This window comes from Pedobacter sp. AC212, from assembly GCF_979258625.1.
The window spans coordinates 1,897,023-1,914,223 of sequence record NZ_OZ409870.1; the positions used below are offsets into that span (position 1 = coordinate 1,897,023).

General features: G+C 37.0%; 17 protein-coding genes. 12 read left to right on the forward strand and 5 right to left on the reverse strand.

What is annotated here, in order from left to right; genetic code table 11:
* Window positions 1-412 precede the first annotated feature (412 nt).
* Window positions 413-916 (reverse strand): GtrA family protein, encoded by a 504-nt coding sequence (locus ACZZZC_RS08105; RefSeq protein ID WP_056851371.1) that lies wholly within the window; start codon window positions 914-916, stop codon window positions 413-415.
* Between the two features lie 119 nt (window positions 917-1,035).
* Window positions 1,036-1,725 carry a CAP domain-containing protein gene (locus ACZZZC_RS08110; RefSeq protein WP_463486901.1) on the reverse strand — a complete coding sequence of 230 codons (690 nt, stop codon included), beginning with the start codon at window positions 1,723-1,725 and terminating at the stop codon, window positions 1,036-1,038.
* Between the two features lie 140 nt (window positions 1,726-1,865).
* On the opposite strand from ACZZZC_RS08110, the gene ACZZZC_RS08115 reads away from it, so the two are divergent.
* Window positions 1,866-3,062, forward strand: a complete 1,197-nt coding sequence (locus ACZZZC_RS08115; protein ID WP_463486902.1) for a C40 family peptidase — start codon at window positions 1,866-1,868, stop codon at window positions 3,060-3,062.
* 191 nt (window positions 3,063-3,253) lie between these two features.
* Here the strand turns inward: ACZZZC_RS08115 and ACZZZC_RS08120 are convergent, their stop codons facing one another.
* Window positions 3,254-4,897 carry a glycine--tRNA ligase gene (locus ACZZZC_RS08120; RefSeq protein WP_463485611.1) on the reverse strand — a complete coding sequence of 548 codons (1,644 nt, stop codon included), beginning with the start codon at window positions 4,895-4,897 and terminating at the stop codon, window positions 3,254-3,256.
* Between the two features lie 412 nt (window positions 4,898-5,309).
* On the opposite strand from ACZZZC_RS08120, the gene ACZZZC_RS08125 reads away from it, so the two are divergent.
* The 11 genes from ACZZZC_RS08125 to ACZZZC_RS08175 all read left to right on the forward strand — a co-directional run bounded on the left by ACZZZC_RS08125 (window position 5,310) and on the right by ACZZZC_RS08175 (window position 15,616).
* Window positions 5,310-6,317: an IS110 family RNA-guided transposase gene (locus tag ACZZZC_RS08125; RefSeq protein ID WP_463485612.1), complete on the forward strand. Its 1,008-nt coding sequence runs from the start codon at window positions 5,310-5,312 to the stop codon at window positions 6,315-6,317.
* A 134-nt stretch (window positions 6,318-6,451) separates the two neighbouring features.
* Complete coding sequence (locus ACZZZC_RS08130; RefSeq protein ID WP_463485613.1) at window positions 6,452-7,372, forward strand: glycerophosphodiester phosphodiesterase family protein; 921 nt, start codon at window positions 6,452-6,454, stop codon at window positions 7,370-7,372.
* A gap of 91 nt (window positions 7,373-7,463) precedes the next feature.
* Complete coding sequence (locus ACZZZC_RS08135) at window positions 7,464-8,171, forward strand: ATP-binding cassette domain-containing protein (protein ID WP_463485614.1); 708 nt, start codon at window positions 7,464-7,466, stop codon at window positions 8,169-8,171.
* Between the two features lie 3 nt (window positions 8,172-8,174).
* Window positions 8,175-8,711 carry a hypothetical protein gene (locus ACZZZC_RS08140; protein ID WP_463485615.1) on the forward strand — a complete coding sequence of 179 codons (537 nt, stop codon included), beginning with the start codon at window positions 8,175-8,177 and terminating at the stop codon, window positions 8,709-8,711.
* 161 nt (window positions 8,712-8,872) lie between these two features.
* Entirely contained in the window at window positions 8,873-9,523 is a 651-nt protein-coding gene (locus ACZZZC_RS08145; protein ID WP_463485616.1) for a porin family protein, read from the forward strand.
* Between the two features lie 249 nt (window positions 9,524-9,772).
* Window positions 9,773-10,498, forward strand: a complete 726-nt coding sequence (gene gldF, locus ACZZZC_RS08150) for a gliding motility-associated ABC transporter permease subunit GldF (protein ID WP_463486903.1) — start codon at window positions 9,773-9,775, stop codon at window positions 10,496-10,498.
* The gene (gene gldG / locus ACZZZC_RS08155; protein WP_463486904.1) at window positions 10,498-12,183 is read left to right on the forward strand and encodes a gliding motility-associated ABC transporter substrate-binding protein GldG; all 1,686 of its coding nucleotides are present in this window, start codon (window positions 10,498-10,500) and stop codon (window positions 12,181-12,183) included. Before gldF ends, gldG begins: the two co-directional genes overlap by 1 nt.
* A gap of 33 nt (window positions 12,184-12,216) precedes the next feature.
* Window positions 12,217-13,341, forward strand: a complete 1,125-nt coding sequence (gene dnaN / locus ACZZZC_RS08160; protein WP_056851361.1) for a DNA polymerase III subunit beta — start codon at window positions 12,217-12,219, stop codon at window positions 13,339-13,341.
* An 83-nt stretch (window positions 13,342-13,424) separates the two neighbouring features.
* Window positions 13,425-14,096, forward strand: a complete 672-nt coding sequence (locus tag ACZZZC_RS08165; RefSeq protein ID WP_463486905.1) for a DUF4397 domain-containing protein — start codon at window positions 13,425-13,427, stop codon at window positions 14,094-14,096.
* A gap of 59 nt (window positions 14,097-14,155) precedes the next feature.
* Window positions 14,156-14,866: a hypothetical protein gene (locus ACZZZC_RS08170; protein WP_463486906.1), complete on the forward strand. Its 711-nt coding sequence runs from the start codon at window positions 14,156-14,158 to the stop codon at window positions 14,864-14,866.
* Between the two features lie 66 nt (window positions 14,867-14,932).
* On the forward strand, window positions 14,933-15,616 hold the full coding sequence (locus ACZZZC_RS08175) for a VTT domain-containing protein (protein WP_463486907.1): 684 nt from the start codon (window positions 14,933-14,935) through the stop codon (window positions 15,614-15,616).
* An 82-nt stretch (window positions 15,617-15,698) separates the two neighbouring features.
* Here the strand turns inward: ACZZZC_RS08175 and ACZZZC_RS08180 are convergent, their stop codons facing one another.
* Together ACZZZC_RS08180 and ACZZZC_RS08185 are read right to left on the reverse strand one after the other, a co-directional pair.
* Entirely contained in the window at window positions 15,699-16,655 is a 957-nt protein-coding gene (locus ACZZZC_RS08180; protein ID WP_463486908.1) for a zinc dependent phospholipase C family protein, read from the reverse strand.
* A 29-nt stretch (window positions 16,656-16,684) separates the two neighbouring features.
* Window positions 16,685-17,137: a DUF1569 domain-containing protein gene (locus ACZZZC_RS08185; RefSeq protein ID WP_463485624.1), complete on the reverse strand. Its 453-nt coding sequence runs from the start codon at window positions 17,135-17,137 to the stop codon at window positions 16,685-16,687.
* Window positions 17,138-17,201: the final 64 nt, after the last annotated feature.

The following is a 17,201-nucleotide window of genomic DNA, read 5'->3' on the forward strand; positions in this document are numbered from 1 at the left end:
TAATATATGGTGTTGCCTTTATGTTAACAAATAAGCGACTGCTTAAATTAACAGCACAGCGTAATAAAGGTTTGAGGCAATAAATGCTAATTTTAATAAATAGATTAATCATTTGAAAAGCCAAACCTGCCTTTCATTTCAATGGGTAGCCGGGCTGTTCGCTAAATCTTTTACGCATTACAAATGCGTAAAAAGGATACCGCTTCCATCCCGTTTAATCACACCAGACCGTGCTCATCAACATGGTTTTTTTGGGAATGTGCTCTCAACCATAAACAGAACCACGACCAAGGCTAGCTAAACCCGACTTAATGAAAAACACGCAATCCCGATTTTTCATCGGGAGCGGATTTGAAATGAGGGCGGGGCCGGATTAACCTAAATGCTGCTGAACCTGCTTTTCAAAAAGAAATTAGTGCTTTTTGGCAACTTTCTTATCCCCAATTTTTTTAACACTGAAGGTAAAGTAATGTTGGTAGAGATAACTAAATCCGGCAATGCCAACTGATACAACCAACCGCGAAATGGTCGGATAGATTCCCAGCATTTCTACAAAAAATTTCAATAACACATAGTTTAACAACATGTTAATGAACTGTAGATTTATAAATCTAAATAATTGAGTACGCGATTTAACTTCGCTATGCGTAAAAATCACATATTTATTCAGTAAAAAGCTGTAAGGAATCACAATTGCAAACTCAACAATTAAAGCCATCGTATTCCGTTTCAGCGTCATAGCTAAAACTTTAACTTCTTCTGTTAAAAACAAATAATTATAAGCCAGATAGAAGACAACCAAGCCGAGTACAAAAGTACTTCCGCCGGTAGCTAAATACCTGAAATTATGTAAGGAAATAAATCTTTTAAACGGTGGATAAAAAAAGTCGATAAAAGATAAAATGGCTTTACGCATTATGGAATTATTTGGCCAAAAATAGAAAGATTTGGCACAATTGTTAAATAAAATGCAAAATGATGCTGGCGAAAGCCACTTTGAATGAGTTTACATAAACTAATTAGAAGGCCCAGTATTTATTTCGCGTTGTTTTGGTAGGCGGGCTGTGCAACAAAATCGATTACCGCACACCAGGTGTATGTTGGGTGACCTTGAATGCTAATACCAACTGTGTTGAGTTTGTTCTTTTGATCGATAATGTTAAATCGATGCCCTAGCTCGGGCACCCCGCAATCCAGAAGCAAATGGCAAACAATGTCTAGGCTTTTTGAATAGCCAAAATCAATATTTTCGCTTTTGGTGAGGTTGGGGAAAAACTTTGAAAGACGTCTTGTGAATGAATTGCCATTACTGCTTTCATGCGAACTTAAGCTGTATTTTTTTAAATCTAAGGCATGGCTCTTACTCAATGCACTCAATTTCTCATCAGGATAAAACATCGGCAAATTTTTAATGCCGCGTAAATGCTTAAGCAGGGAGATGTAGTAAGGGTTATCTTGGGTGATACGCAATTGATTATAGTTGCGATATTTTCGAACTTTAGCATTGTAGCTATAGATGTAATCATCCAGAAAAGTATAATAGAATTTTTCTCCATCCATGCGGATTAAATTCATGTACATCACAATATCTTTTTCTTCATTAGTTAAATAGGAGGCATTTGCTGCCGTATTGGCTCTGCGAAATTCGGCGTCCGTCCAGGTTTGCGCATTAGCCTGCCTGCCGATAACGATAAGAAATGAAAAGGCTAAAAATAGTTTGTTCATCAAAGTGACGGTATTCATCAATAACGCCGTTAAAAATCATTTATTTTTAGAGGTAAAAATTAAACCAAAATCTGTCCAGGTAAGTGATTAGTTACAACTTATTGAATGCTGAGATAATGGATTATTACTAATTTTAGAACATGATACGAATGTTTATTCTGGCTCTGCTGCTTGGGACAACAATAGCTGTAAAAGCACAGGTTGATACCGCCGCTTACCGGGTAATTGCTAACGCTGTAAAAAAAGAATTTGCGCCAGATAAGCGATCAGTTTACTTTAACGTTGGTTTTAAAGGCGATACCATTTATGCAGAAAGCACTTCTGAAAAAGCATTACAAAGTTTAGCTGCTAAGTTGAGCCAGGTAACCGGACTTGTAAAAATTAGCGAGCTTTTACCATCGAAATCACTTAATGGTTTGGAGTTTGGTTTGGCTAATCTTTCGGTTTGCAACAATAGGGCAGCGCCCCAAAACGCGGCAGAAATGATGACACAAATGACTTTGGGCACTCCTGTGCAAGTATTAAAAAAACAGGGCGGATATTATTTGGTTAAAACACCAGACGGCTATATCTCCTATACGGATGGAGCAGCGGTTAGCCTGATGAATCGACAAAGCTTTGAACGTTGGAAAAATGCGAAGCGGATGATTTATTTGGCCGATTATGGTCACGCTTACAGCAAAGCTGATGAAAAATCTCTTCGGGTTTCTGACTTGGTGAAAGGGAACATTTTGGAAGTAACAGCTGAAGTGAAAAACTTCTATCAGGTGGTATTTCCTGACAAGAGAATAGGGTATATTAAAAAAGCCGAAGGAACTTCGTTTTCAACCTGGCAGAAACAAACCAACCCGACTGCGGATGGCATTTTAAGCAGTGCCAAAACACTTTTGGGCGTTCCGTATCTATGGGGAGGCACATCAGTTAAAGGCGTTGATTGCAGCGGCTTTACCAAAACCAGCTATTTTCTAAACGGGATTGTAATTCCTAGAGATGCCTCGCAGCAGGCGTTGATTGGTGAGGAGATTGAGGTGCTGGAAAATGATTCTACTAGCATTGATAAGTGCCTGAAGAATTTAAAAGCGGGAGATTTACTGTTTTTCGCAGCCGCGAAACTGAGGGGTGACTTCAAGGGGCGAATAACGCATACGGCCATTTATATGAGCGATGGGGAGTTTATCCAATCAGCAGGAATGGTTAGAATTAATAGCTTAAAGCCTGGAGCAACCAACTTCGATGAGCGGGAATATAAAACGCTGGTAGGTGCCAGAAGGTATCTCAATCAAATCGGAAAGCCAGAGATTACTAGGGTAGAAAACCACGAATGGTACGGGAATTAGAAGGTTTTGTATTTCTCAATGTGCTTTTAAAGCAAATTTTGCTTTTGTAACTTCTGTTTAAAACTGATGATTGATAACGTTTATGACTGTTTTAAACAAAAAAAGTCGCAGGCTTTTAAACCTGCGACTATATATGATGTGATGCTGTGCTAAATTCAATTCCAAAATTGACTTAGCGCATTTCGATTTTATTATGCCAAAAGAGTTCTCCAGCTTACCGCTTTGCCCACAATGTCCGCTAAGTCTGCAATCGCAACACGTTCCTGATCCATGCTATCGCGGTGGCGAATGGTCACGGTATTGTCTTCTAAACTTTGGTGATCAACTGTTATACAAAATGGGGTGCCAACAGCATCCTGACGGCGGTAGCGCTTTCCAATGGCATCTTTTTCTTCATAAATACAGTTGAAATCAAATTTCAGAGTATCCATAATTTCCCTAGCCTTTTCTGGTAAACCATCCTTTTTAGTTAAAGGGAAAACAGCCACTTTGTAAGGTGCCAAAGCAGGGTGTAAGCGCAATAACGTACGGCTATCTTGTTTTTCTTCGGTGCTTAAATCTTGTTCTTCGAAAGCATTAATCATCGTTAACAAGAACATGCGGTCTAAACCGATAGATGTTTCGATTACGTAAGGAACATAATTTCCATAAGGTTTGCCATCTTCATTTAAATCGTTGTCGAAATACTGCATTTTCTTGCCAGAAAACTCCTGGTGTTGGGTTAAATCGAAATCCGTTCTGCTGTGAATACCCTCCACTTCTTTAAATCCGAAAGGGAATTCGAACTCAATATCAGTTGCCGCATTTGCGTAGTGTGCTAATTTAACGTGGTCGTGGTAGCGGTATTTTTCTGATGAAGTTCCCAAAGCTTTGTGCCATTTTAAACGAGCCTCTTTCCAATACTCAAACCATTTTTTGTCTTCTCCCGGGCGCACAAAGAATTGCATTTCCATTTGCTCAAACTCTCGCATGCGCATAATAAACTGACGGGCAATTACTTCATTTCTAAAAGCTTTTCCAATTTGTGCAATACCAAAAGGAATTTTCATTCTTCCTGATTTTTGAACGTTCAAAAAGTTTACGAAAATACCTTGAGCAGTCTCCGGGCGAAGATAAACTTCATCACTGCCTTCTGCCATAGCTCCAAATTGAGTGCTAAACATCAGGTTAAATTGGCGAACATCTGTCCAGTTAGATGTTTTTGAGATCGGGCAGATTACCTTATAATCAACAATTAAATCTTTCAGCTGTGCTAAATTTTCAGCTTTAAGGGCGAGGTTCATTTCTACCTCAAGGGCTAAGCCTTTTTTAACAAATCTCCAGCTTGCTTCATCAATAAAAGGATATTTTTCGCTATCTAAAATTCCTTCCTCATCTTTAAAACTCGGTACCCAGCTTGCTTGGCCTTCATCGCTTAAATTTAAAATCTCCTGCTGAAATTCTGCAAATTTAACTTTGTTTTCAGCACTGAAATTGGCAAGTTCAGTATATAGTTCATCAATTTTATTCTCTAATAATTGATCGGCACGATAACGTTTTTTCGAATCCTTGTTGTCAATCATCGGGTCGTTGAAACCATCAACGTGTCCGCTTGCTTTCCAAACTTTCGGGTGCATAAAAATCGCAGAATCAATGCCCACAATGTTTTCATGCATTTGTACCATGGCTTTCCACCAGTACGTTTTAATGTTATTTTTTAACTCGGCACCCAATTGGCCATAGTCGTAAACGGCGCTTAAGCCATCATATATTTCGCTGCTTTGGAATACGAAACCGTATTCTTTAGCGTGTGAGATTACATTTTTAAATTGTTCGTCGTTATTCTTTTGAGCCATAATGCAGGCAAAGATAATTATTTTGAGCTGAAAGACTAAAGCTGAAAAATTAAAGTAAAAACCCCTGCTTTGATGTTTCTAAATGCCTTAAATGCTTCAAAAATTTTTCGAAAAGCAAATACAGTGCTTATCAGTTTATTTCAGTCCCGCTTTGCACTTTACTTCGTTGCACTACGTGTTCGCTGCAATCCCTTAGGTTTGAATATTCTTAGAAATATTTGAGATTTGAATAAAAACCTTAACGGCAGTGCTGCACTTTGGCTCGATCTAGGTTAAAGACCTAAAACCCGTATTAGAGCACTGCCGTTTGTTGAACAAGAACCATATAGAATTTTAGTCTTCGCTGGACCGTTAAGGGATTTAGTTTTATTCAACATTAAGGTTTGTTTTTTCCACTTAACAACCCAAAGTTATGAATTACAGATTATTTGCGGGCATCGATGTTTCAAAAATGAAAACAGATGTAGTGTTTTTTCTTACTGAAAATCCTGATGAGCAGTTTCATGGCACCTTTAGCAACAATGAGGAAGGCTGTAAGGAAATGGTGGCCTGGATGCAGGAGCTTACCGGCCTTTCGATTGCTGAGATGCTTTTTTGCGCAGAGGATACCGGACTCTACACACTTCCTATCTGTACCTTTTTTGACGGACAGGGCGGAAATCTCTGGGTTGAGAACGCCCTGAGGCTTAAGCGCTCCCTTGGTCTAAAACGTGGCAAATCTGATAAGGCAGATGCTGCCGAAATAGCCAACTATGGTTTTTTACATAGGCGCAAAGCTGTTCTTTTTAAACTTCCGAGCAAAACCATAAGCAAGCTAAAGCATTTATTGAGCTGTAGAAAGCAGCTTGTGAAGCAACAGACGGCATTAAAAAACGCAAGTGGAGAGCTGGAAGCTTTCGATGGAGATTCAGCAGATTTTACATTGGAGATCAGGAAGTCACTGATCAAAGAATATGACAAGAAAATTGACATGATTGAAGCGGAACTTATAAGATGTGTAAAAGCGGACAAACTACTTGAAAAGCAATATCGTCTGGTCAACTCCGTATACTGTATAGGGCCTCAGACAGCGATGTTTATCGTGGTCCTTACGCAAGGATTCAGTCTGTTCGAGGATCCCAGGAAGTTTGCCTGTTATTGTGGTATTGCCCCTTTCGGAAATACCTCTGGAACAACACTAAAGGGGAAGCCAAAGGTTAGCCACCTGGCAAATAAAAGAATAAAAACACTACTTACCATGTGTGCGCTCAACACAATCAAAAAGGATAATGAGTTCAAAAGGTATTATGACAGAAAGATACAAGAAGGAAAGCATCATTCAGCTGTTCTAAACGTATTGAGAAACAAACTGGTCAGCAGAGCTTTTGCAGCAGTATTGAAAAACAGACCCTATAAGAAAGATCTTTATAATGCTGCCTAAATATTTTAAAATTTATTTGCAAAAACCATAGAATACGGGTTTAAGGTGGCTAAAGTTGCTAATCTATTCACGTGTAAAAAGCACAACGCCAAGAATTCCATTTTACATCATCCATTTTTTCCTATTTTTGAAACATGAAATTTCACTATCTACTTTTCTTTGCTGCAATCTCAGTTTTTACTGCCTGCAAACAAGAAGGAAAAGTTCATCATTATATTAAATTCAATAAAACCGAAGAATTATATCAGTTCTTACAATGGTCGCCTGAGAAACGCTTTCCATTAATTAGCGCTCACCGCGGCGGACCAATGCCCGGATTTCCTGAAAATTGTATTGAAACTTTCGAAAACGCCACCACGTATAATCCGATGGTGATCGAATTTGATATTGCTTATAGCAAAGATTCGGTAATGGTGATTATGCATGATGATAAACTGGATAGAACTTCGACAGGCAAAGGGGCTATTGGAAATTACACTTACAAAGAACTCCAAGCTTTTAACCTGAAAGATGACGATGGAAAAGAAACCAGTTTCAAAATTCCAACTTTGGATAGCGTATTGAGCTGGAGTAAAGGCAAGGTTTTGCTCACTATCGATTTAAAACGTGGAGTGAGTTATGCCAAAGTAATTGAGAAAGTGAAGCAGTATAAAGTTGAAAGCAACTCAATCATCATCACTTATACAGCGAATCAGGCACAGGAAGTGCATCAATTGGCGCCCGACTTAATGATTTCTGCATCAGTACAAAAAAAATCTGAACTGAAGCGATTAAACAATTTGGGCATCCCAAATAATAGAATTGTAGCTTTTGTGGGGGTAAGTGCACCTGATAAAGAACTGTACAGTTATCTACATGAAAAAGGTATCACAACCATTCTCGGTACAATGGGAAATATCGATAAAAGCTCGATTGCCAATCCTGCCAAAAATGTATATTATCATTTGGTAAATAATGGAGCAGATATCTTGTCATCGGATAATATTGCCCAAGCTGCCGAACAATTGGATAAATTCCGGTATAATAAGAAACTGAGTTCAGCCAATATTAACTAATATTACTGTCATAGCGATGTACAAAGCAATCTATATTGCCAGAGAGATTGCTTCGTGCCTCGCAATGACGACTGATTTATAAAAAAACAAAATGAGTATTTTAGTAAAAAATCTGTCCAAACACTATCATAACCAAAAGGCGGTAGATGTGATTAGTTTTGAAGCCAAACCAGGACGGATTTTGGGTTTCCTGGGGCCGAATGGTGCAGGGAAATCAACTACAATGCGCATGCTTACCGGTTATTTGGAACCCACTTCTGGCGATGCTGAAATTGCCGGCAAAAATATTTTAACAGAAGCCATTGAAGCAAAAAAGCATATTGGCTACCTGCCAGAAAACACACCGCTTTATACCGACATGTACATTAAGGAATTTTTGAATTTTGTAGGCCAAACCTATGAAATGAAAAATTTAGCTCACCGTATTGATGAAGTAATTAAAATGGTTGGCTTAACACCTGAGCAACATAAAAAAATAGGAATGTTATCTAAAGGTTATCGCCAGAGAGTTGGTTTGGCTCAAGCGATCATTCACAATCCTGATGTTTTAATCTTAGATGAACCTACGTCTGGCTTAGATCCAAATCAATTGGTGGATATAAGAGCACTGATCAAAGAACTTGGCAAAAACAAAACCGTAATTATCTCCACGCACATCATGCAGGAAGTTGAGGCCATTTGCGATGATATCATCATCATAAATAAAGGCAAAATTGTAGCTAACGATTCACTCGAAGGAATAAAGAAATCAAATAATAACAGCTCATTAGAAGCTATTTTTAGAAAACTCACTGCCTGATCTATGTTTAAAGTACGTTTCTTGGCTCTCCTTGCTATCCTTTTTTTATGCCTAAATGCGAAAGCACAAACTTCTTCTAATATCAGCATCGGTGCCGAATTTGGACTTCCATCTGGAAATTTTCTCAGTTTATCTGGAATAGGTTTGGGCGCATCTGCAAAGGCAGAATTTCCAGTGTCATCACAATTAGCGCTAACCGTTAATGCAGGTTTTATGAATTTCTTCGGAAAACGCAACCAATTAATTAATCTACGCGATTTAACCTTTATCCCACTTAAAGGCGGGGTTAAATACCAAAACCAAAGTTTTTATGCTGAAGCTCAGGTAGGAGCAGGGTTGTCCATTAACAGCCAACGAAATGTATTTATCTGGTCGCCCGGAATAGGGAACCAATTCAAATTGTCTGGCAGCAATAAACTGGATATTGGCATCCGTTACGAAGCTTGGGCAGGTAAAAATGAAACCAACATTTTGGGTATTAACAATTCTAGCTCAAAAGGATTTGCAGGTATTCGGGTTGCCTATGTTTTTGGCCTGTAGAGTAATAAATAGAATTGGCACTATTAAATTAATTTTTTTGATTTGATATTATTGTTTCTGATAATCAGGTAGATATAATTTTTTTCGACCGATTTGCGTAACTATTTGATGATAATTAACGTCTATTGCATCAACTAAATATACGTTTAATCAAAAATCAAATGAAAAAAACATTATTATCTTTATTAATGCTTGCTGGCATGGGCTATGCAGCATCAGCTCAAACAAGTAAACCTGTAACCTTTGGCGTAAAAGCGGGTGTTGCTTTCCCAAGCATGAGTATTTCTGCTGGAGGTACATCAATCGGTTTCGATTCAAAAACATCATTTTATGTTGGTGGAACAGCAGAATTTGCATTGTCAGACATTATTTCCATTCAACCGGGCTTAAGTTTTATTGGAAAGGGAAGCAAACTGGGCGGCGAAACCTTCGATTTCGAAGAATCAGATTTAACTAATGAGTCAGCTACTTTAAACTTAAATTATCTGGAGTTGCCAGTAAACGTTCTTGCAAATTTTAAAGTGAATAATGCAGGGAAAGTATTCATTGGCGCAGGCCCTTATTTTGCTTATGCTTTAAGTGGAAACGTTAAATATGGTTCTGAAAAGGAAAAAATCGAATTCGATTCAAATGATGGTATCAAACGCGGAGAATTTGGATTAAACTTTTTAGCTGGTTTTCAATTCAATAATAAATTAAATATCCATGCTGGTTATGGATTAGGTTTAAGTAGCGTTATTGATGAGCCAAGTGAAGTAGATGTTAAATTCAAAAATAAAGTATTTTCAGTAGGCCTGGGTTATTCTTTCTAAGTAATACCATCATATTTAGAAGCTTCTTGATTAATTTCAAGAAGCTTTTTTTGTTTAAAATGAATAATTACAACCCTGTTGTTGATCATTTCGTTTTATAACTTCGGATCAGGACCATCCGGGCATTGGTTTTATAAAACCGAGTTACGAAAGTATTACTAATGTTAGGGAATTATTTAAGGCTTATTTACTTCGAAATCATCTTTAATATGCTCAAATAAATGGTTAACTTCGACGTTTTATTAGCACATGTACGCAGTTTTTAGACGCGAGTTATTCAGTTTTTTAAGTTCGATGGTTGCTTACATCACCATCGGCATTTTTTTATTGGTTTCTGGTCTTTTGCTTTGGTTTTTTCCTGATACCTCCATTCTTGATTATGGATATGCTGATTTAGGTGGCTTCTTCAGCCTGGTTCCCTATTTATTTATGTTTCTTATTCCTGCAATTACCATGCGATCTTTTGCTGAAGAAAGACGTGAAGGGACCTACGAATTGCTTATTACCCGGCCAATTACCATTTGGCAGATCATTATCGCAAAATACTTAGCCAGCTTAGTATTGATATTATTTTCATTGATCCCGACTTTAATATATGCTTATTCGTTATTCAAACTGGGATTTCCGGAAGGCAATGTAGATTCTGGAGCGATAATCGGATCTTATATAGGCTTGTTTTTATTAGGTGCAACCTTTACATCAATTGGCTTATTTTCTTCAGCGTTAACGAAAAATCAGGTTGTTGCTTTCGTAATCTGTGCGGCCTTATGTGCTTTCGCTTTCTTGGGTTTCGATTACAGCAGTCAACTTATTTCGCTTCAAAACATAGAAGGTTTTATTACCAAGTTAGGAATCAATCAACATTATAACTCCATTAGTAGAGGTGTGTTAGATACCAGAGATTTAATCTATTTCATCACAGCCTCTTGCCTGTTTTTATTTTTTACCAAGTTAGTGATAGGAGGGAAACGATAATGGCTAAAAATAAAAAATGGACAAACTCAGTTGTATTTATTACAGCCTTAGTTTTGCTAAATGTAGCAGGTAATTATTTTTTTCATCGCTTCGATTTTACTGCAGATAAACGCTTCACTTTAAGCGAAAAAACGAAAACACTTTTAACCAATAACCGAAAACCAATTACGATTACCGTGTTTTTAGATGGTCAGCTTCCACCAGCTTTTAAACGGTTGCAAGCAGGAGTTAAAGATTTACTTTCTGATTTTAAAGCTTATTCCACTGCTGAAGTGAAACTGGTTTATATAGATCCTTTAGCTGGGTTAACAGTTGAAGAGCAAGATACCGTAATTTACAATATGGCCCAGGATGGGATTGAGGCTACAAGAACAGCGTTAAAAACCGAGAGCGGTACCACCGAAAAAATTGTTGTTCCGGCAGCTGTAATTGAGGTTGATGGGAAACAAATGCCGGTTAAACTGCTGCAAAACTTTAATGTTGCAGGTGGCTATGAAGAAAATATTAATCGATCGATAGAAAATTTAGAATATACCTTTACTTCTAATTTAAAAAAGGTGCTCAACGGTTACAATCCGCGAATTGGTTTTACGGAATCTAACGACGAATTGACCGATTTAGAGTTGGAGGATGCAAGAGTCACCTTAGCCAATAATTACATTGTAGGCCGTGTCAATTTAAATACGATCACTAAAGAAGGTTTGGATAAGCTGAACATGATGATCATCGCGAAGCCAAAAAAACCTTTTACAGAAACTGAGAAATATAAAATAAATTATTTTGTAATGAATGGCGGTCGTGTGCTTTGGAGCATCGATCAAAATAATGCCGATTTAGAAAATTTAAGGACTCAAAACGGGCAGCTGGCAACGGCAAGAGACTTGAATTTAGATGATATGCTGTTTATGTATGGCGCCAGGGTAAATTACAATATCATCGCCGATCCCGCGAACAATGTTGAAATTCCGGTTTCAACCGGAGCAGTTGGCGGCCAAAGTCAAATGCAGTTGATGCATTGGATTTATTATCCAATTCTACTTCCCGATACCACTCACAGCGTGGTAAAGAAATTAGACGGAATTAAATCTGAATTTCCAAGTACAGTAGATACAATTGGCGTAAAAGGTGTTCAAAAATCTTATATTTTAACTACTTCGCCATATAACAAGATCTATAATTTGCCTAAACCTTTTAGTTTGCAGATGATTGCAGAGCAACTAGATCCGCGTGAGTTTCAAAGTTCGCCACAGCATGTTGGTTTGATGTTAGAGGGCAGTTTCCCATCAGTTTTTGCAGGCAGGCCACTACCTGCGGGGATTGATCAGCCTTACACAAATGTCGCCAACAGTAAATCTTCAAAAATGATTGTGTTAGGAGATGGTGACATTTTTAAAAATCAGGTTTCAGAAAAAGATGGTTCTGCATTTCCCCTAGGTTTCGATCGTTATTCGCAGCGCACATTCGGTAATAAAGCCCTTTTATTAAATATAGTAGATTATTTTACCGATGATGATAACTTAATTAGCTTACGCGATAAAGAAGTTAAAATAAGGTTGTTGGATAAAGCGAAAATTAAACTCGAAAAAACCAAATGGCAGTTTATAAATGTAGTTGCGCCAATGCTATTGTTAATATTCTTTGCAATTTTTCAACATTATTACCGCAAATACAAGTACGCTAAATAATTTTTATATTTTTGAAGAAGACTAAATGATATCATGAGATTTATTGTATCCACATCAACTTTATTAAAACACTTGCAAACTGTAAATGGTGCGTCAAGCAGCAGTACGGTTTTACCAATACTAGAAAATTTTCTTTTCGAAATTAAAGACGGAAACTTAACGATCTCTGCAACCGATTTACAAACGAGCATGACAACTGCTTTGGCTGTAGAATCAAAGGAGGAGGGAAAGGTTGCGGTTCCATCTAAAATCTTATTAGATACACTTAAAACGTTACCGGATCAGCCAATTGCTTTTAATATTGATGATACTTCTTTCGCAATAGAAATTAGTGCTGGCGACGGAAAATATAAACTAAGTGGTGAAAATGGTGATGATTTTCCGAAAATCCCTGTGGTTGAAAATGCATCATCCGTTAATTTGCCTGCATCAGTTTTAACTGAAGCCATTACCAAAACGATATTTGCAGTGAGTAACGATGAGTTACGCCCGGCAATGACTGGTGTATTCTGCCAGTTATCTCCTCAGCATATTACTTTTGTGGCAACTGATGCACATAAATTAGTTCGCTACCGCAGAATGGATAGTAAAGCTGATAAAGCAACATCATTTATTTTGCCCAAAAAAGCTTTAACACTTTTGAAGGCAGCTTTGCCATCAACAGATATCAATGTGTCAGTTGATTATAATGCTACAAGTGCATTCTTTAAGTTCGAAAATATCAACTTAGTGTGTCGTTTAATAGACGAACGTTATCCTGATTATGAAGCAGTAATTCCTCAAAACAATCCTAATAAACTGGTTATAGACAGGGGATTATTTCTAAATACTCTACGCCGCGTAGTTATTTTCGCTAATAAAACTACCCACCAGGTAAGACTAAAAATTAACGGTAGCGAGTTGAATATCTCTTCAGAAGATTTGGATTTTGCTAACGAAGCACATGAGCGTTTAAGCTGCCAATACGATGGCGAAGATCTTGAAATTGGTTTTAATGCCCGTTTCTTAATCGAAATGTTGAGCAATTTGAGTGGGGATGAGGTTACTTTGGAATTATCTACACCAAATAGAGCGGGACTTTTGATTCCTCAAACCAACGATGAAAATGAAGATGTATTGATGTTGGTAATGCCTGTAATGCTTAACAACAGTTATTAAAATATAGTTTCAAAAGTTAGAATATTAAAGGTGGCTTGGTTTTTGACCGAGCCATCTTTGTTTACCGACCAAATAATCTAACTATGAAAATCTTTACCAAACGCTCCCTCTTTCTATGCTTCGTCCTATTTGTTAACTGCATCATAGCCTGTAAAAAACCAGATCCCAATGTAGTAGTAAAGGGAGAGGCTAAAGTTAAATTCATAAATGCTACCTTAACAGAAGCCAATCAAGATATTTACGTAGATGGCCAAAAGAATTCTACTACTGCAATTGCCTTTACTGAATCAACTGATTATTTAAAAATTGTTTCAGGAAGCAGAAGTGTTAAATTCATGGGTTCAGCAAATCTCCCAACAGAATCAGTCTTTAATTTTACTCCATCTTTAACTTACTCTACATTTTTAGTTGGTAATCGTACCGGAGCGAGAGAAATTATAACTTTTGAGGATAATTTAAGCAATACCGAAGCGGGCAAAGCGAAAATTAAACTCATTAACTTAACCCCTTTTTTTTTAACGGGCATAAATGTCAGCGTTCAAGCGGGCACTCAATTTGTTAACGGTTTACTCTACAAAGAAGCATCTACTTACTTTCAGGTGGATGCTGGAATGAGCCTTAGGTATAATGTTGTAGGCTCGGGAAGTATTAAAACCATCGATGGAACCTTACTTGAAGCAGGAAAAATTTACACCATCTGGTTTAGTGGAAGCACAGCCACAGCTTTAGAAGCCCACATTATAACTGATAATTAATTCATAAGTTTATATGCTTTCCATTATCTTTACGTTTTATAACAACAGTATTCCTTTTTATGAAAAGACGTAATTTTTTGACTTCTTCAAAGCTGATAATTTTAATTTTTACCGTTGTTTTATTTAGTGCTTGTATTAAAAACGATAATTCAATTGTTGGAGATGCGAAGGTGAGGATATTTAACACAGTCATTTCTGATACCTCTCAAAATTTTTATTTCAATCAAGCTTTATTTAATAGTGTTACTGGCGTTTCGGCTTTGGCAACAAGTACCAATACTTCGTATTTTGTTGTAGAAGGTGATAAAGAATATCTAATTGATTCAAGAAATAGCGTTACCGGCGTTACGAACAGTTCTGTGAAACAAAGTTTTGCGTTAGGTAAAAATTATTCAATTTATTACACGATAAAAAACACTTTGCCTACCACAAAACCAGAAATGATTATTTATCAAGATACCGTTAGGCAAAATAATAACGTAGCACAGATCATGTTTATTAATTTAGGCCACACATTAGGCTCTAAAGTAGATATTAAAGATAAAAGTGGAAAGATTGTAGAAAGCATTGGTTATGGAGAAAAAACAAGCTATAAACAAATTTCTGATGTAGGCAAGAGTAACACTTCGATCCTACTAAATCTGGTTGACTCTGCAGGCGTGCAGGATTCGATTTCATACACCAACTTTGCAAAAGGCAAAGTCTACACTGTAATTATTGAGGGTGCCAAAAATGGAAAGCTTAAAGAGCGATTAGTGGCAAATAATTAATTCCTATAACAGTTCTCCATTATCCCTTCGATATTCATACTTTTGACAAATTAAAATTAACATCACTTGGAATTTTTCGACTTACTTATACAATTACTCACTAATACAAAAGAAACGTTAGAAGTAATTATGCAGGAATATAAAACCTGGACTTACCTGATTCTTTTCATTATTATTTTCGCTGAAACTGGCTTTGTGGTTACCCCGTTTTTACCGGGTGATTCCATGTTATTTGCTGTAGGTGCTTTGGTGGCTGGCGATGGAACTGGCTTAAACATTTGGTTTATGCTTTTTATTTTAATTGCTGCTGCTATTTTAGGCAACTCCGTTAACTATCAACTTGGTAAATATTTTGGAATCAAAGTATTTAAAGAAAATAACAAAATTCTCAAGTTGAAATATTACCACCAATCGCATGAGTATTTTGAAAAACACGGTGCTAAAGCCATTATTTTTAGCCGTTTTTTACCAATCATCAGAACTATTGCGCCATTTGTGGCTGGAGCAGCAAGAATGTCGTTCGGTAAATTTACTTATTACAATATTTTAGGGGGTATTGCCTGGATTGCGAGTTTATTGTTTGCAGGTTATCTGCTGGGTAAAATTCCCTTTGTAGAAAAGAATTTTGAAGTTTTGGTGCTAATCATTGCAGTTGGAACTTTCTTACCTGTAATTTATGGTGCTTTGAAGTCAATTTTTTCAAAGAAAAAAGTTGAAGAGATTATCGAAGAAGAAATTAAAGAAGACTAAAATATTAGTTTGATACTTTAGGCCGCAAATAAGCAGATTTACCTGTTTATTTGCGGCTTTTTCATTTATGCTTACGCCTAAGTTAAAGTTCTCTCCCAATCACGGTGCCTTGCAGAAATTTCTTTTCCCCCTCTTCGGCTGCTTGTTTTTCGGCGGGGTCAAGCTCTAGCTTCACCAGGTTCTTAAGCTCCGGTTGTCCTGCATCTACCCAGGCCGAATACCAAAATGATCCAATTTCTATAATAGCAGATCGCATTTGTCGCTCAACCATCTTATTCATTTGATCATGATACCTCTTTGAGTACTCAACGGAATACTGTTTTAAAACGGTATTGTTTCGTTCAGAAAAGCTATATTTTTTATCGGAAGGAAAAGCTGCTGCCAAGTTTGATTCTAAAGTCAAAACCGTATCTACCAAGCTATGGGTATGTTTAACGATCTTCCAGGCATCTTTTAAAGGATTTTCAATGTATTTCGCTTTGCCGACAACAAAGTTATAATTCGAAGCAAATAGCTCCGGTAATCTACTCTCCCAAAAAGCATGAATGCCAACTTGATTTGTTAATTGGCCGTTGTGATTTGCAGTAGTATGCAACGGTACGTGAGCGTCGCCGATATAATGACCTAAATCTGCAGAGTATTTTAAGATTTTTATCGAATCACGACTAGCAAATGCTTTTACCAGACTAAAATAGGTACGCTGGATTTGCCATGGCACTATCCCATTTGTATTGAGATGTTTTTGACCATATTTCGCTAATGCATCGTTCCATTTTTCAGGAATACTATCGATATCTTTCTCATAGTTTTCTACATCAAGATAGTGCCTGGGTGCTTCCAGGGTATCAGCATATCTTCGTTTATCAGGGTCTACTGCATGTTCAGTGATAAACTTTATATTTTTCTTGTAAAATACGATCATGCCTTGCGGAAGGGTGAAAATTGCAAGGTTGTTAATTCTTTGGTGCGCAAAGAAACCCCAGGAAGTGCATAGAATGAAAGGGATGATTAACATAATTAAAATCGTTAATCTTTTCATACTATGAATTTACATAAATTAATCAAATTCTAAGCGCCAAATTGATTTAAGTGATGGTCTAAGTGCTTGTAAAACATATTGTTCCATTCTGTCTTGGTTAGCTTTCCAAAAGAGTGTGATTCTTTTCCGTCGAAATGATTTTCGCCTAACTCTTGCGTTTGATTGATGTAAGAAATTAAGCGATTTTTTTCTTTCTCAAATTCCTTTTCATCAGTAACTACGAACGATGGCGCAGTTTGGCTATTTCTTTTATAAGGTTTTTCACTTACGACAATGTTCTTTACAAAAGCTTTCATGATGAATTTCATAAATGGATTAGGCTTTGCATGTTTGGTATCATACACCAATTCGTAACTTACATTGCAATGTGCCAGCATTTGAGAAACGTTCATTTTACCCCAAAGCTGTGAAGTATTTGGGCTTAATTTGTTAATTCTTTCAATAACTTCTTTAGTTACTGCGGGTTGAAAAATATTCTTCATGTTTTTAATCTATCAAATGATCTCTGTATTTGTCTCTATATATTTAATACGAAATATCAAACTT

Bases quoted from the DNA above. Each gene is read 5' to 3' on its own strand.
- ACZZZC_RS08105 (WP_056851371.1), bottom strand. From the start codon at position 916: ATGCGTAAAGCCATTTTATCTTTTATCGACTTTTTTTATCCACCGTTT.
- gldF (WP_463486903.1), top strand. From the start codon at position 9,773: ATGTACGCAGTTTTTAGACGCGAGTTATTCAGTTTTTTAAGTTCGATG.
- ACZZZC_RS08180 (WP_463486908.1), bottom strand. From the start codon at position 16,655: ATGAAAAGATTAACGATTTTAATTATGTTAATCATCCCTTTCATTCTA.
- ACZZZC_RS08170 (WP_463486906.1), top strand. From the start codon at position 14,156: ATGAAAAGACGTAATTTTTTGACTTCTTCAAAGCTGATAATTTTAATT.
- ACZZZC_RS08120 (WP_463485611.1), bottom strand. From the start codon at position 4,897: ATGGCTCAAAAGAATAACGACGAACAATTTAAAAATGTAATCTCACAC.
- ACZZZC_RS08145 (WP_463485616.1), top strand. From the start codon at position 8,873: ATGAAAAAAACATTATTATCTTTATTAATGCTTGCTGGCATGGGCTAT.
- ACZZZC_RS08125 (WP_463485612.1), top strand. From the start codon at position 5,310: ATGAATTACAGATTATTTGCGGGCATCGATGTTTCAAAAATGAAAACA.
- ACZZZC_RS08165 (WP_463486905.1), top strand. From the start codon at position 13,425: ATGAAAATCTTTACCAAACGCTCCCTCTTTCTATGCTTCGTCCTATTT.
- ACZZZC_RS08185 (WP_463485624.1), bottom strand. From the start codon at position 17,137: ATGAAGAATATTTTTCAACCCGCAGTAACTAAAGAAGTTATTGAAAGA.
- dnaN (WP_056851361.1), top strand. From the start codon at position 12,217: ATGAGATTTATTGTATCCACATCAACTTTATTAAAACACTTGCAAACT.
- ACZZZC_RS08110 (WP_463486901.1), bottom strand. From the start codon at position 1,725: ATGAACAAACTATTTTTAGCCTTTTCATTTCTTATCGTTATCGGCAGG.
- gldG (WP_463486904.1), top strand. From the start codon at position 10,498: ATGGCTAAAAATAAAAAATGGACAAACTCAGTTGTATTTATTACAGCC.
- ACZZZC_RS08140 (WP_463485615.1), top strand. From the start codon at position 8,175: ATGTTTAAAGTACGTTTCTTGGCTCTCCTTGCTATCCTTTTTTTATGC.
- ACZZZC_RS08115 (WP_463486902.1), top strand. From the start codon at position 1,866: ATGATACGAATGTTTATTCTGGCTCTGCTGCTTGGGACAACAATAGCT.
- ACZZZC_RS08130 (WP_463485613.1), top strand. From the start codon at position 6,452: ATGAAATTTCACTATCTACTTTTCTTTGCTGCAATCTCAGTTTTTACT.
- ACZZZC_RS08135 (WP_463485614.1), top strand. From the start codon at position 7,464: ATGAGTATTTTAGTAAAAAATCTGTCCAAACACTATCATAACCAAAAG.